Annotated in this window: 13 protein-coding genes and 2 tRNA genes; 12 read left to right on the top strand and 3 right to left on the bottom strand. The window is 65.4% G+C overall.

Annotation, left to right across the window (positions count from 1 at the left end):
* Positions 1–338: 338 nt before the first annotated feature.
* Both ACU0DV_RS21670 and ACU0DV_RS21665 read left to right on the top strand, forming a co-directional pair.
* Positions 339–415, top strand: a tRNA-Asp gene (locus ACU0DV_RS21670).
* A gap of 198 nt (positions 416–613) precedes the next feature.
* Positions 614–690, top strand: a tRNA-Asp gene (locus ACU0DV_RS21665).
* A gap of 282 nt (positions 691–972) precedes the next feature.
* Here the strand turns inward: ACU0DV_RS21665 and ACU0DV_RS21660 are convergent.
* On the bottom strand, positions 973–1,542 hold the full coding sequence (locus tag ACU0DV_RS21660; RefSeq protein ID WP_198521765.1) for a YcbK family protein: 570 nt from the start codon (positions 1,540–1,542) through the stop codon (positions 973–975).
* 314 nt (positions 1,543–1,856) lie between these two features.
* Between ACU0DV_RS21660 and ACU0DV_RS21655 the strand changes: the two genes are divergently transcribed.
* From ACU0DV_RS21655 to ACU0DV_RS21635, 5 genes are all read left to right on the top strand, one after another.
* A complete protein-coding gene (locus ACU0DV_RS21655) occupies positions 1,857–3,479 on the top strand; it encodes a L,D-transpeptidase family protein (protein ID WP_283980232.1) in 1,623 nt (540 codons plus the stop codon).
* A 164-nt stretch (positions 3,480–3,643) separates the two neighbouring features.
* On the top strand, positions 3,644–4,735 hold the full coding sequence (gene lpxD / locus ACU0DV_RS21650) for a UDP-3-O-(3-hydroxymyristoyl)glucosamine N-acyltransferase (protein ID WP_446241809.1): 1,092 nt from the start codon (positions 3,644–3,646) through the stop codon (positions 4,733–4,735).
* Positions 4,736–4,769: 34 nt separating this feature from the next.
* Positions 4,770–5,030 carry an acyl carrier protein gene (locus ACU0DV_RS21645; RefSeq protein WP_100930350.1) on the top strand — a complete coding sequence of 87 codons (261 nt, stop codon included), beginning with the start codon at positions 4,770–4,772 and terminating at the stop codon, positions 5,028–5,030.
* Positions 5,027–6,235, top strand: a complete 1,209-nt coding sequence (locus tag ACU0DV_RS21640; protein ID WP_446241810.1) for a beta-ketoacyl-[acyl-carrier-protein] synthase family protein — start codon at positions 5,027–5,029, stop codon at positions 6,233–6,235. The genes ACU0DV_RS21645 and ACU0DV_RS21640 overlap by 4 nt, the downstream gene beginning before the upstream one ends.
* A gap of 180 nt (positions 6,236–6,415) precedes the next feature.
* Positions 6,416–6,913, top strand: coding sequence for a YciE/YciF ferroxidase family protein (locus ACU0DV_RS21635; protein ID WP_446241811.1), 498 nt, complete (start codon positions 6,416–6,418; stop codon positions 6,911–6,913).
* Between the two features lie 300 nt (positions 6,914–7,213).
* Here the strand turns inward: ACU0DV_RS21635 and mnmA are convergent, their stop codons facing one another.
* Positions 7,214–8,353, bottom strand: coding sequence for a tRNA 2-thiouridine(34) synthase MnmA (mnmA, locus tag ACU0DV_RS21630; RefSeq protein WP_446241812.1), 1,140 nt, complete (start codon positions 8,351–8,353; stop codon positions 7,214–7,216).
* 122 nt (positions 8,354–8,475) lie between these two features.
* Here mnmA and sciP point away from each other — a divergent pair, with 122 nt between their 5' ends.
* The 5 genes from sciP to ACU0DV_RS21605 all read left to right on the top strand — a co-directional run bounded on the left by sciP (position 8,476) and on the right by ACU0DV_RS21605 (position 14,068).
* The gene (gene sciP, locus ACU0DV_RS21625) at positions 8,476–8,748 is read left to right on the top strand and encodes a CtrA inhibitor SciP (protein WP_005857698.1); all 273 of its coding nucleotides are present in this window, start codon (positions 8,476–8,478) and stop codon (positions 8,746–8,748) included.
* Positions 8,749–8,847: 99 nt separating this feature from the next.
* Positions 8,848–9,564, top strand: a complete 717-nt coding sequence (ctrA, locus tag ACU0DV_RS21620; RefSeq protein ID WP_100930354.1) for a response regulator transcription factor CtrA — start codon at positions 8,848–8,850, stop codon at positions 9,562–9,564.
* A gap of 67 nt (positions 9,565–9,631) precedes the next feature.
* Positions 9,632–11,746 (top strand): NAD-dependent DNA ligase LigA, encoded by a 2,115-nt coding sequence (gene ligA / locus ACU0DV_RS21615; protein WP_446241813.1) that lies wholly within the window; start codon positions 9,632–9,634, stop codon positions 11,744–11,746.
* Positions 11,743–13,833 carry an ATP-dependent DNA helicase RecG gene (gene recG / locus ACU0DV_RS21610; protein ID WP_446241814.1) on the top strand — a complete coding sequence of 697 codons (2,091 nt, stop codon included), beginning with the start codon at positions 11,743–11,745 and terminating at the stop codon, positions 13,831–13,833. Before ligA ends, recG begins: the two co-directional genes overlap by 4 nt.
* Positions 13,834–13,945: 112 nt before the next feature.
* A complete protein-coding gene (locus ACU0DV_RS21605; protein WP_256388380.1) occupies positions 13,946–14,068 on the top strand; it encodes a hypothetical protein in 123 nt (40 codons plus the stop codon).
* A 208-nt stretch (positions 14,069–14,276) separates the two neighbouring features.
* On the opposite strand, the gene ACU0DV_RS21600 is transcribed toward ACU0DV_RS21605, so the two are convergent.
* On the bottom strand, positions 14,277–14,729 hold the full coding sequence (locus tag ACU0DV_RS21600) for an iron-sulfur cluster assembly scaffold protein (protein WP_370313906.1): 453 nt from the start codon (positions 14,727–14,729) through the stop codon (positions 14,277–14,279).
* Between the last annotated feature and the right edge of the window lie 46 nt (positions 14,730–14,775).

Below are 14,775 nucleotides of genomic sequence, written 5' to 3'. Positions count from 1 at the left end.
AACCCTGCGTTGCGCGACGGGTTCGGGGCGCGCGACGGTAACGATCAGGCGGCGGCCAATGGTATCTGAAGATGTCACGTGAGGGTCGATTCGAAGCAGGGCTACGCGGTCAGTGGTAGCATGGCGGGCCGGCGTCCGCCTTATTGGATGGTCGCGTTCGAGGCCTTGGTTGTCCCTCTGCGTCACTGTGACTGCGCGATGCTGGACGGGAGATGGGGCACCTGAAGGGCCGCCGGAATTTTTGCGAAAAAGCTGGTCGGAAACCGCTTGACGGCAGTAGGTGCAGCCCATAGAAGGCCTCTCACGCCACGAGGCAGACAGCTTCGGGCGGGCAGCGAGCGGTTGTAGCTCAGTTGGTTAGAGTACCGGCCTGTCACGCCGGGGGTCGCGGGTTCGAGCCCCGTCAACCGCGCCACCGCTGCCCGATCACATGGCGTCAGAACAGCCCTCGCTTCGGCGGGGGCTTTTGCTTTTCCGGGCCTTTTTCCAGAGAGATCGCCGGTTTGCGCGGGTCGGCGAAGGGCAGGGCGGGGCGCCGGGGATTTTCCGCCCCTGCCGTTGGATTTTCCGCTTGACCACCCGGTGCGCTGCGGACTATCTGCCCCCACAAAGCGCGGTTGTAGCTCAGTTGGTTAGAGTACCGGCCTGTCACGCCGGGGGTCGCGGGTTCGAGCCCCGTCAACCGCGCCACTTTCCCCCCTTCAGTGACTTCGTTCCATGGCTTCGAACGCCCGATGTATGGCGCACGCGCGGACGGTGCGCATTTTCCTGAAATTTCGTGACTTTCTTTGGAACCGAACGCGCAGCCGCGTCGTTTACCCCGCATGAAGGCCTCGTCGCTGTGGTCTTCACCGAGGACAGAGATCGCGAATGTCGGGTATACCTGACTGCCAATCCCCCGCGATCCCTGCCAGAAACGAAAAAGGCGCCGCAAAGGGCGCCTTCTTGGTGGAGTAGATAAAGGGGTAAGCCTCAGGCACCCCAGGAGCGCACGGGGCCGCAGTCCATATGTACGAAGTTGGAGCCGGAGTAACGACCGACGCCACCGCCGTGGCAGGCCATAGCGGCCTTGGCCATCTGGTTGACGGACCGGCTGGAAAGCCGGAGGTCAGCCGCCTCGCCGCGCAGGTGGCGGGAGTTCTTGGCTACGCCGGACGACTTGGATCGCAGCATCGCGTTGGTTTTCGGCGAACGATAGCCGGAAATGAGCATGTAGGGCTCGGAACAGTCGAGAAGCCGATGCGCCGCCGTACAGATGTCGATGGTGCGGGCGTCGATGTTCTTGACGTCGTTCGTGCGCCAATCGCGCATGAAGTAGTTGATTTCCTTGATTGCATCGGCGAGGTACTGGCCTTCAATCCAGTAGATCATGTCGATGCGTTCCCCGGTCCTGCCGGAGTACATGCGGAGGCGTCTGATGTCGCCCGCGCCGCGCAGGAAGCCTGCTGCGTTGGAGTAGGTGGGCGCAGCTGCGAGTGTCGTTGCTGCGAAGGCGCCGAGAATACCCCGGCGCGTGAAGCTGCCCGTTGTCGAATCTGCCATGATGAGCGCCTGTCCCTGGTCGCTGTTACCTGTGTACGCACACCTCGTTGGGTGTGCACTGCCATCTATCCCCAGATGTCGGAACCTGTATGGCACGAATCGCATAGTGGAGAAAGTGCGATTTATGACGAATTTTATCCTTCAAGAGGGAAGTGGCAAAATCTCGCGCAGTGCTGGGAAGGTGTGGCGCAAATGCGCGGATCGGGCGCCCGGAACACATCGGAGCCCGTCTGCCACGTTTGTGAGTTTACAGGGTTATGACATTGTTAGACAAGTTTAAATCAAGGGCGGACAGAAGATATGAGGGTCAAGGAATGAAAGTTGCGAAGGTCGGGCTGCGTGCCCTTTTGCTGGCCGGTGTGATGGCTGCCGCCTTGCCCGCGGTCGGCACGGCAGAGGAATTGTCCTTCAAGGTGACGGCCTACAAGCAGGCCGTTGCAGAACACGTCGGGCAGAATGAAAGCATCGCCGCCTTCTACCGTGCCCGCGGGTTCGAGCCGATCTGGACCGGCCCCTCCGAGGAGGATCGCGCCCGTCGCGTGGCGCTGCTGGAAGCCTTCGCCATGGCTGACGTGCACGGCTTGCCGACCCGTCTTTATAATGAGCACACCCTGCGCGCCCAGCTGGCCGCCGCCACATCCGGCCGCGACCGTGGCCTCCTGGAGGTGGAACTGTCGAAGCTGTTCATCAGCTTCGCCAACGATCTGCAGACCGGGGTGCTGGACGATCCGGGCGCCGTGGTGTCCGACATCAAGCGCGAGGTCCCGCGTCGCGCGCCCGAGGAACTGCTGTCGCGTCTGACGACAGAACGTCCCGATGCCGTGTTCCGCAGCCTCGTGCCGCCGACCGCCGAATACTCGCGCCTGATGCGCGCCAAGCTGATGCTTGAACAGCGCATCCGTCACGGCGGCTGGGGGCCCATCGTGCAGGCGTCGAGCCTCGAGCCGGGGCAGAGCGGGCCCGACGTGGTCGCCCTGCGCAACCGTCTTGTCGCGATGAACTATCTCAAGCCGTCGCTGACCACCCGCTACGACGAGAACATGACCGCCGCCGTGCGCGCGGTGCAGGAGGATCACGGGCTCGAGGTCGACGGCGTGGCCGGTGCATCGACCATGAAGGCGATCAACGCCGCGCCCGAAGAGCGGCTGAAGTCGATCATGGTCGCCATGGAGCGTGAGCGCTGGCTGAACTTCCCCGAGGGGCGGGGCAAGCGGCACGTCCTCGTGAACCTCGTGGATTTCCATGCCCAGATCATCGACGACGACAAGGTGACGTTCGAGACGCGCTCGGTCATCGGGCAGAACCAGTCGACCCATCGGACGCCGGAATTCTCCGACATGATGGAGCACATGGTCATCAACCCGTTCTGGTACGTGCCGCGGTCGATCATCGTGAACGAATACCTGCCGCTGCTGCGCTCCAACCCGGGCGCGGCGGGCCATCTGGAGATCATCGACGGCCGTGGCCGCGTGGTCAGCCGTGGCCAGAGCTTTGCGCAGTATTCCAGCCGCAGCTTCCCCTATTCGATGCGCCAGCGTCCGGGGCCGCGCAACGCGCTGGGGACGGTGAAGTTCATGTTCCCGAACAAGTATAACATCTACCTGCACGACACCCCGTCGCAGAGCCTGTTTTCCCGCGAGGTGCGGACCTTCTCGCACGGCTGCGTCCGTCTGAACGATCCGCATGACTTCGCCTACGTGCTGCTGTCCCGGCAGGAGCAGGATCCGGTGAACTTCTTCCAGTCGATCCTGCGGTCGGGCCAGAACACCAAGGTGCCGCTGGCGGAGCCGATCCCGGTGCATCTGGTCTATCGCACGGCCTTCACCCAGGCGAAGGGCAACGTGAACTTCCGCGACGACGTCTATGGCCGCGACGAGATCCTGTGGCGTGCGCTGCAGAACGAAGGCGTGTCGCTGATGACCCACTGGGACAGCTGAGCGACGCATACTCTATAGTGACGATGGAAGGCGCGCCCGGTGAGGCGCGCCTTTTGCATTCGCAGGTGCGGCGGGCGGGCAGGGGCGAAGCAGGGTTGAACCCCGGTGCGCCCAGCCTCTACATCTGCGACGGCGGCGCAGGCCGCGAAACGGCAGGAGCGGGCATGGCCTATACCATCCAGGAGATAGCAGCAGCGGTCGGCATGACGGCGCATGGCGACGTGTCGCTGAAGGTGGACAGCGTGGCAGAGCCGCAGTCCGCCGGGCCGGACGACATCGCGCTGGCCATGCGGCCCGAATACGCCGCGCGGATCGGCGAGGGGCGCGCGCGGGTGGCCGTGCTCTGGGACGGGGCGGACTGGCAGGGCCTTGGGCTGAAGGCGGCGCTGACCTCTCCGCGGCCGCGGTTCACGCTGTCGGGGCTGGCCGGCATGATGGACCCGGGGCAGGGCTACGGGATGGGGGTGCACCCGTTGGCGGTGATCGATCCCTCGGCCGAGATCGGCGAGGGCACGTCGGTCGGGCCGTTCTGCGTGGTCGGTGCGCGCGCACGGATCGGGGCGGGCAGCACGCTCGGCCCGCAATGTTATATCGGCGAGGACGTGACGGTGGGCGAAGGCGCCCTGCTGCACACCGGCGTCCGGCTGATGGCCCGCGTGACCGTGGGCGACAGGCTGATCGCCCACCCGGGCGTGGTGATCGGCGGCGACGGCTTCTCCTTCGTCACGCCGGAGCCGTCCGGGGTCGAGAAGGCGCGTGCCAGCCTTGGCGGCGAGGGCACCGACAGCGCGCAATCCTGGGCGCGGATCGCCTCGCTCGGCGCGGTGACGGTGGGCGACGACGTGGAGATCGGGTGCAACAGCTGCATCGACCGGGGATCGGTGCGCGACACGCAGGTGGGATCGGGCGTGAAGATCGACAACCTCGTGCAGATCGGCCACAACGTGCGCGTGGGCCGCGACAGCATGATCTGCGCGGGCGCTGCCATCGCGGGATCGACGGTGCTGGGCACGAACGTGGTGGTCGGCGGCTGCGCGGGGATTTCCGACAACCTGAAGATCGGCGACCGGGTGATCCTGGGCGGCGGGACGATGGTTCTGTCGAACGTGCCGGAGGGCCGCGTGATGCTTGGCTACCCGGCGATGAAGATGGACAGCCACGTCGAAAGCTACAAGGGCCTGAGGCGCCTGCCGCGGCTGTTCCGGGATGTCGCGGACCTCAAGAAAGCGGTTTCAAAGTTGACGGGGAATGACTAAGTCTCCGCCAACCTGAGGAAGTGGGACCAGGACTATGGACGTCAAGGACAAGGTGATCGCGATCATCGCGGAACAGGCGATGCTGGAGCCTTCGGACATCACGCTGGACAGCACGCCGGAAGGCATCGGAATCGACAGCCTCGGGCTTGTCGAAGCGATCTTCGCCATCGAGGAGACCTTCGACATCTCCATCCCGTTCAACGCCAATGAACCGGAAGCGTCGGACTTCGACATTTCTTCTGTCGGCAGCATCGTCGCCGGAATCGAGCGGCTGGTGGCCGAGAAGACGGCGTGAAACGGGTCGTCATTACCGGGGCGGGGACGGTCAACGCGCTGGGTCAGGACGTGGCCGCGACATACGAGGCCATGCGCGAGGGCCGGTGCGGCATCGGCCCGCTGGAGTTCCGCGACGTCGAGAGGCTGGCGATCCGCATCGGCGGGCAGGTGAAGGGGTTCGAGGCTGAGGCCGTCTTCAACCGCCAGCAGCTCTCGCTTTACGACCGGTTCACCCAGTTCACCCTGCTCGCCGCGCGCGAGGCGGTGCGGCAGTCGGGGCTGGAGTTCTCCGGCGAGATGGCGGATCGCTCCGGCGTGGTGCTGGGCAATTCCGGCGGCGGGCTGCTGACCCAGGACGAGAATTACCGCGCGGTCTACGAGGAGGGGAAGAACCGGGTTCATCCCTTCGTCGTGCCGAAGCTGATGAACAACGCCGCCGCCAGCCACGTGTCGATGGAGTTCAACCTGCGCGGTCCGAGCTTCACCGTCTCGACGGCCTGCGCGTCGTCGAACCACGCGATGGGGCAGGCGTTTCAGATGATCCGCTCCGGCATGTGCCACGCGATGATCACTGGTGGGTCGGAATCCATGCTGTGCTTTGGCGGTGTGAAGGCCTGGGAAGGGCTGCGGGTCATGTCGAAGGACGCCTGCCGCCCGTTCAGCGCCAACCGCTCGGGCATGGTGCAGGGCGAGGGCGCGGGCGTCTTCGTTTTCGAAGAATACGAGCATGCGCGGGCGCGCGGTGCGGAAATCCTGGGCGAGGTGCTGGGTTTCGCGATGACCTCAGACGCGGCGGATATCGTGATGCCGTCGAAACAGGGCGCGGCCCGGGCCATTTCCGGTGCGCTGCGCGACGCGCGGGTCGACCGGACCCGGGTGGGCTACATCAATGCCCATGGCACCGGCACCGCGGCCAACGACAAGACGGAATGCGCGGCGGTTGCCGATGTCTTCGGCACCCACGCGGACGACCTGATGATCTCTTCGACCAAGTCGATGCACGGCCACCTGATCGGCGGCACCGGCGCGGTGGAACTGCTGGCCTGCCTCATGGCGCTGAACGACAGCGTGATCGCGCCGACCATCGGCTACGAGGAACCGGACCCGGAGTGCGCGCTCGACGTGGTGCCGAACGAAGCGCGCGAGGCCGAGGTGGACGTGGTCCTGTCGAACGCCTTCGCCTTCGGCGGCCTGAACGCCGTGCTGGTGCTGGGCCGGGCGTGACCTTTTACCGGATTGGGCGCGCTGCCGCGCGCGCAGGTCGTCTCGTCGGCGGCCTTCGGCCTTCTCCTCGGTGATGTGCCTCCGGCGGAGGTATTTTCGCCAGGATGAAGGGGGCCGAGGAACGTATGTGTCGAGCCCCGCGTTTTCCCTTCAATCGAAACGAATTTGAAGGAGGACGACATGACCCTCGACACATTGCAGGACGTCTACGTCGATCAGCTGCAGGACCTCTACAGCGCCTGTGAACAGGCCCAGAAGGTGATGGACGATCTGACCGCGAAGGCGGAGAACGAAGAGCTGCGCGCCGCGCTGGAGCACGGCAAGAGCGGCATTTCCGACGGGCGCGCCCAACTGGCCGGCCTGATCAAGGCGCATGGTGCGGATCCCAAGGGAGAGCACTGCAAGGGCATGCAGGGGCTGGTGGCCGAGGCCCGTGCCCATGCGATCGATGCCGATTTCGGTGACGGTGCGGTGCGCGATGCGATGATCATCACGCAGTACCAGCGCATGACCCATTACGCCATCGCGGGATACGGCTGCTGCGCGGCCTTTGCCAACCGTCTGGAACATCTCGACGACGCCAAGACGCTGGGCGGGATGCTGGATGCGGCTTACTCCGGTGACCGTCACTTCTCCGGCATCGCCATGGGCGACGTGAACCGCGCCGCCGCGGAGTGACACGGGGCCCGTGTTCTCGGCGGCAGTGATCCGGGCCGGTTGATCCGGCGCGGCGCTGTTGCCGGAATGCGGAGAATTCGTTGAAAATATGCGAAAGGCCGGACGCCGTGGCAGCTGGCCTTTTTTGCGTTTCGGGGCCTTTTATCTTGGGGACCCGAGGCACGGGTGGACTGCTGAAAGCGGCGGAAGAGGCTGGATACCCTGTGTTGTTCCGCGATGGTCGTGGCTGCGCATCGTAGTTAAGGACCGGCCGGCTGCCCGTGTGGGAACAGGCCGGTCCTCCTTGATCTGCGGGTGTGTTCAATACCCGCGCCAGATCCAGCCGCCGCCGAAGATGCGGCTGTCGTCGGGCGCGTAGAAAACGCAGGCCTGCCCGGGGCTTACGCCCTCTTCCGCGACGACCAGTTCAACCTCTGCCGTGGTGTCGGACAGGGGGCGGATGACCGCATCCCGCGGGGGACGGGTGGAGCGGACCTTCACGTCGAGATGCCATTCCGCCTGCGAGGTGAAGGGCGCGTCGCCCAGCCAGTTGATCTCGCGCACGGGAATGGTCCGGGTGGCGAGCAGCTCTTTCGGGCCGACGACAACCTGCCGCGTCTCCACGTCCAGCCGGACCACGTAGAGCGGTTCGCTCAGGCCACCGATGCCGAGGCCGCGCCGCTGGCCGATCGTGTAGTGGATGACCCCCCGGTGGTCGCCCAGAACACGGCCGTCGACATGCACGATCTGGCCGGGCTCCGCCGCGCCGGGGCGCAGTTTCTCGATGACTTTCGCATAGTTGCCGTCCGGAACGAAGCAGATGTCCTGGCTGTCGGGCTTGTCCGCGACGGCGAGGCCGTACTTCGCGGCGAGTTCGCGGGTCGCGGCCTTCGACGGCAGGTGGCCCAGCGGGAATCGCAGGAAATCGAGCTGCTCCGGCGTGGTGGAGAAGAGGAAGTAGCTCTGGTCCCGACTGGCGTCGGCGGCGGAATGCAGCTCCGGCCCGCGCACGCCGGTCTTGCGCTGGATGTAGTGGCCGGTGGCCATGCAGTCGGCTTCGAGGTCCTTGGCGGTTTCCAGCAGATCCTTGAACTTCACCCGTTCGTTGCAGCGGATGCAGGGCACGGGCGTGGCGCCGCCGAGGTAGCTGTCGGCGAATTCCTCGATCACCGCTTCCTGGAAGATGTTTTCATAATCAAGGACATAGTGCGGGAACCCCATGTCCTCGGCCACGCGGCGCGCGTCGTGGATATCGATCCCGGCGCAGCAGGCGCCCTTCTTGGCGAGTGCCGCACCATGGTCATAAAGCTGAAGGGTGACACCGACCACGTCGTAGCCTTCCTCCTTCAGCTTCGCGGCCACGACGGAACTGTCGACGCCGCCGGACATGGCAACGACGACTCGCGTCTCGGACGGCGGTTTGGGCAGCCCCAGGCTGTTGAGGGGGGCGTCTTTGGGCATTGGACGATCTCCGGTGAATGGCCGGAATATAGGAAAAATCGAAATACTCTCAAGGGATGGTTTCAGGCGTCGTTAAGTCCTGTGGGGCTTTAGTCCCCGCACCCTGGTTCGGAGGTAACGGGATGTATCTCAAGAAGATCGATGGCCCGCGCGCCGTGAAACTGCCCGATGGCTCGACCATGACACGTGCCGACCTGCCGCCTGCATCGACGCGCCGCTGGGTGGCGTCGCGCAAGGCTGCCGTGGTAAAAGCTGTCCAGTACGGGCTTCTGACACAGGACCAGGCGAAGGACCGATATGCGCTGAGCGACGAGGAACTGCTTGAATGGGTGAAGGCCGCCACCCAGTTCGGAGAGGACGCGCTGAAGGTGACACGCGTCCAAAAGTATCGTTAGTGGAAAGTACGAATTGTTCTTGGGCCCGGGTATGGTAACAAGGCGTTAACCTTTTTGGCTCAGGTTATCCGCAGCCCAAGTACACCCTGGAGACTGCACATGCGCATTTTGTTGGTGGAAGACGACCCGACCACTTCGAAAAGTATCGAGTTGATGCTCAGTCACGCGAACCTGAATGTCTATTCCACCGACATGGGCGAGGAAGGCATCGATCTGGCAAAGCTCTACGATTACGACCTGATCCTTCTCGATCTGAACCTGCCAGACATGAATGGCCACGAGGTGCTGCGCCAGTTGCGCGTGGCCCGCATTGATACGCCGATCCTGATCCTGACCGGCGAGGACGACACGCAGTCGAAGATCAAGGGATTCGGTTTCGGGGCCGACGACTACATGACGAAACCCTTCCACCGGGATGAACTGGTGGCCCGCATCCATGCGATCATTCGCCGCTCCAAAGGGCATTCGCAGTCGGTGATCCGGACAGGCAAGGTGTCGGTCAACCTCGATGCCAAGACGGTGGAGGTCGCCGGAAAACCCGTTCACCTGACCGGCAAGGAATACCAGATGCTGGAACTTCTCTCGCTGCGGAAGGGCACGACCCTGACGAAGGAGATGTTCCTCAACCACCTCTACGGCGGCATGGACGAGCCGGAGTTGAAGATCATCGACGTCTTCATTTGCAAGCTGCGCAAGAAGCTGTCGGAAGCCACCGGCGACGACAACTATATCGAGACCGTCTGGGGCCGTGGCTATGTTCTGCGCGATCCCGATCCGTCCCAGGACGAACCGAAGGCCATCGCCGCAAACGGCTGAGCGGCTGGACCTCGGGTCTGACCGGCCCTATCACTCCATGGACGACAGGGCGTCCGAGGAACTGGGCATGAGCGATACAGAGGTCGGTCAGTTGACCGAAGATCAGGCGCGCGAAGAGCTTCGCGCGCTTGCCGACATTCTGGGACAGGCGAACCGCGCGTATCATGCCGAGGATGCGCCTGAGTTGTCGGACGCCGAATACGACCGCCTGAAACGCCGCAACGCGGAGATCGAGGCGCGCTTTCCCGAACTCAAGCTGGCCGATAGCCCGTCGGAGCAGGTGGGCGCGGCTCCTGCGGACGGGTTTTCCAAGGTCCGTCACGAGGTCAGGATGCTGTCGCTGGCCAACGCCTTCGACGACGAGGATATCCGCGATTTCGACGACAGCATCCGGCGTTATCTTGGGTTGGGCGCGGACGCCTCGCTGGCCTTCACCGCGGAACCGAAGATCGACGGTCTGTCGCTGGCCTTGCGCTACGAGAAGGGCAAGCTGGTGCGCGCGGCGACCCGGGGCGACGGCTCCGAAGGGGAGAACGTCACCGCCAACGCCCGGACCATCGACGATATCCCCACCGACCTGACCGGCGCGCCTGAGGTGCTGGAGGTGCGGGGCGAAGTCTACATGAGCCACGCGGATTTCGAGGCGCTGAACGAACGGCAGGCCGCGCGCGGGGGCAAGACATTTGCCAACCCGCGCAACGCCGCTGCGGGGTCTTTGCGCCAGCTGGATTCGAAGATCACCGCCGAACGGCCCCTGAAGTTCTTTGCCTATGCCTGGGGTGTCCTGTCCGATCCGCTGGCGGACACGCAGAAGGGCGCCATCGATCGGCTCAAGGCCCTGGGTTTCCAGACCAATCCGCTGACAGCGCTCTGCGACGGGCCGGAGGAGATGCTGGACCACTACCGCAAGGTCGAGGCGCAGCGCGCAACGCTTGGCTATGACATCGACGGCGTGGTCTACAAGGTGAACGATCTGGCCCTGCAGGAACGGTTGGGCTTCCGGTCCACCACACCCCGTTGGGCCATCGCCCACAAGTTCCCGGCGGAACTGGCATGGACGCGGCTCGAAGCCATAGACATCCAGGTCGGGCGCACCGGCGCGCTGTCGCCCGTCGCCCGCCTGACGCCCGTCACGGTGGGCGGTGTGGTGGTGTCGAACGCGACGCTGCACAACGAGGATTACATCGCCGGACGCGACAGTTCAGGCAACGAGATTCGCGGCGGCAAGGACATCCGCATCGGCGACTGGGTCCAGGTCTATCGCGCAGGCGATGTCATCCCGAAGGTCGCCGACGTTGACCTGACGCAACGGCCAGACGATGCGCAACCCTATGTTTTCCCGACGGAATGCCCGGAGTGTGGGTCCGACGCGATCCGCGAGGAGGGCGATGCGGTGCGGCGGTGTTCCGGCGGGCTGATCTGTCCGGCGCAGGCCGTGGAGAAGCTGAAGCACTTCGTCGGCCGGTCGGCCTTTGACATCGAGGGGCTGGGCGCCAAGCAGGTCGAACAGTTCTACGCCGATGGCTGGATCAAGGAGCCGGCAGACATCTTCACCCTGCGTGAACGCTACGGTTCGGGCATCCAGCAGTTGAAGAACCGCGAGGGCTGGGGTGAGAAATCCGCGCTCAACCTGTTCAGCGCCATCGACGAGCGGCGGCGCATCCCCCTTGGGCGGCTGATCTTTGGCCTGGGCATCCGGCACGTGGGCGAAAGCGCGTCGAATCTTCTGGCACGGCATTACGGGACGTGGGCGGCCTTCGAGGCCGCGATGAAGGACGCCGCCCCGATGGAGGGTGAGGCCTGGGATGACCTCCTGTCGATCGACGGGGTTGGTACGGTTCTGGCGCAATCACTGGTCTCCGCGATGAACCAGGAGGCGGAGCGCGCGTCGATGGATCGGCTTGTCGCGCATCTGGAGGTCGAGGAAGCGGCGCGGCCCGACACCGAAGGTTCGCCCGTCGCGGGCAAGACCGTGGTGTTCACCGGCACGCTGGAACGCATGACCCGGGCGGAGGCGAAGGCGCGGGCGGAGGCGATGGGCGCCAAGGTCTCAGGCAGCGTCTCCAAGAAGACCGACATCGTGGTGGTCGGGCCCGGCGCGGGCTCCAAGGAAAAGAAGGCGCGCGAGCTGGGTCTGACCGTGCTGGACGAAGACGCCTGGCTGGAGCTGATCGGCGGATGAGCGGGCGGCCGGAACCGCTCTGGCCGCTGTTCGCCGACCTGAAGGGCCTCGACGGGATCGGGCCGAAGACGGCGCAGACGCTGGCGGGTGCCGGGATCGAGGCGCCGCGCGACCTGCTGTACACCTTGCCCTACAGCGTGACGGACCGCCGGGTGCGCGACACCGTGCAGGGGGCGGACCTGCCGGCGACCCTGACGGTGGAGGTGCTGATCGGGCGCCACTGGCCGCCCCGCACCCGCGGCGGCGCCTACCGGATCGAGGTCGACGATGCCAAGGTCCGGTTCCAGCTGGTGTTTTTCCGCGGCAACTCCGAATACCAGCAGAAGCTCTTTCCGACAGGTCAGCGCAGGCTGGTGTCGGGGCGGGTCGAGCTGTTCGATGGCGTGCCGCAGATGGTTCACCCGGATCACGTCCTGCCGGTCGACGAGGCAGAAACTCTTCCCGCCTTCGAACCGGTCTATCACCTGACCGGCAACGTCACGCAGAAGCTGATGGTGCGGGCGATTGCCGACGGGCTGACCCGCGTGCCCGACCTCGAGGAATGGATCGACGCGGCGCAACTGGCGAAAGAGGGCTGGCCCGGCTGGGCCGAGGCGCTGGCCCGGGTCCATGCGCCGGAAGGGCCGGAGGATCTGTCGCCGACTGCGCCTGCGCGGGCGCGGCTCGCCTATGACGAGTTGATGGCGCACCAGTTGACGCTGGCCCTGGCCCGCGCGGCGCGGCGCAAGCGGCGCGGGATCGAGACGAAGGGCGACGGGCGGTTGCGGGCCCGGGTGCTGGCCGCTTTGCCCTACGAACCGACCGGCGCGCAGAGGCGGGCCATCGGCGAGATCCTGTCCGACATGGCGCGGCCCGAACGCATGAACCGGCTGCTGCAGGGCGACGTGGGCGCCGGCAAGACGCTGGTGGCGCTGATGGCCTTGCTCAACGCGGTCGAGGCGGGCGGGCAGGGCGTGATGATGGCCCCGACCGAGATCCTCGCCCGCCAGCACCTCGAAAGCCTGCGACCGCTGGCAGAGAGCGCGGGCGTCGTGCTGGAGATCCTGACCGGGCGCGACAAGGGCGCGGAACGCACCGCAAAGCTGGAGGCCCTGGCGCGCGGCGACATCCAGATCCTTGTGGGCACGCATGCGGTGTTCCAGCCGGACGTGGTCTTTGCCGATCTGCGGCTGGCCATCGTGGACGAACAGCACCGCTTCGGCGTCCGTCAACGGCTGGAGCTGGGCAAGAAAGGCGTGGGCGCCGACGTGCTGGTGATGACCGCGACGCCGATTCCGCGCTCGCTGGCTTTGTCGCAGTACGGCGACATGGACGTGTCGATCCTGGACGAGAAGCCGCCGGGCCGGACGCCGGTGAAGACGGCGCTACTGTCGACAGAGAAGATGTCGGAGGTGGTCGATCATCTGCGCAAGGCGGTGGCGGAGGGGCGGCAGGCCTACTGGGTCTGCCCGCTGGTCGAGGAAAGCGAAAGCTCCGACCTGATCGCAGCGGAGGCGCGGTTCCAGCGTCTCCGGGCGGCCTTGGGTGAGGGCGTTGTCGGGCTGGTGCACGGGCAGATGCCCCCGGCCGAGAAGGACGCGGCCATGGCGCGCTTCGTTTCGGGCGAGACCAGCGTGCTGGTGGCCACGACGGTGATCGAGGTCGGGGTCAACGTGCCGAACGCCTCGATCATGGTGATCGAACGGGCCGAGATCTTCGGGATCGCTCAGCTCCATCAGTTGCGGGGCCGGGTTGGGCGCGGCACCGCGGCCTCCACCTGCCTGCTGATGTACCAACCGCCCCTGTCGGAAACCGGGATGAAGCGGCTGACGACCCTGCGCGAGACCGAGGACGGCTTCCGCATCGCGGAGGTCGATTTGGAGATGCGCGGGGCGGGCGACCTGATCGGCACGGCGCAGTCGGGTCTGCCGAAGTTCAGGGTCGCGGACCTCGAACGGCAGGCGGCGCTGATGGAGGTGGCGCAGTCGGATGCGCGGCGCCTGCTGGCGGACGATCCGACGCTGGAAAGCCCGCGCGGACGCGCGGCCCGGTCGCTGCTCTGGCTGATGCGGCAGGACGAAGCGATACGTCTGATCGAGGTCGGCTGACGGCTGTTCCGACCCGCGTTCTCGTTAATTCACATTTTGTTCTCATTTGGTTCTTTACTCATGGTTAAGAATGTGAGAACAAAGGGTCAACAACTGAACACGGAGTGACCCAATGCTGGACATCGTCAAGACCGCGCTCAACCGTCAGGATGGAACGCTTTGGCAGGACACCCTGGGTGCGATCAGCCTTGCGGTGATCCTTCTGGGTGCACTTCACCTTCCGTCCCTGATCTGAGTTTCTGCCCGCGTGTACCGGCCCGGCTTGCCGCGTCTCTGTCCCGACGCGCACTGCCTGTCCCCTTCGGTTTCCTGCCTGTAACCGAATTTGCCTGACCGGTTCCGACACGCTCCTGACCGCCGCCTCCCGTCCCGGAGTGCGGCGGTTTTTTTTATGTCACGAAAGCGGGGGTGCGATGGGCGGCCAGGGGCGCGCGGACAGGTCTTCAGGCGGTGCGCGCGGCTTCGGCCTGATGGGCGGCTTCGCTGGCCGCGTCGAGCGTCAGCATGATCGACGCATGGCGGTTCTTGTAGGCGGCGGCGGGGCGCAGCACCTCGAGCCCGTCGAAGGGCGCGGGCGGCGTCGGGCCGTCCTGTTTCAGCATCTCGCGCAGGGCATCGCGCGCCGTGTCGATCTCTTCGGCGGTGCGCCCGATGATGGCGCCGCCTACTACAGATGCCGCGGCCTGACCGAGCGCACAGGCCTTCACATCCTGCGCGAAAGCCGCGACGCGCCCGTCCTCCATCGTCAGATCGACGGTCACGGTCGATCCGCAGAGCGGAGAGCGCTTCTTAACCGTCGCCCCCGGCGCGTCGAGACGTCCCAGATGTGGGATGTCGGCCGCCAGTTCGAGGATGCGTCCGGAGTACAGTTTGATCAGATCGGTTTCCGCAGTCATGCCTTTGGCTTTCGCTTGCCTTGGGTTCCCAATACATAGGGGTCCG

It is taken from the genome of Sagittula sp. (assembly GCF_052825245.1).
This window is presented reverse-complemented; position numbering and strand designations above follow the sequence as displayed.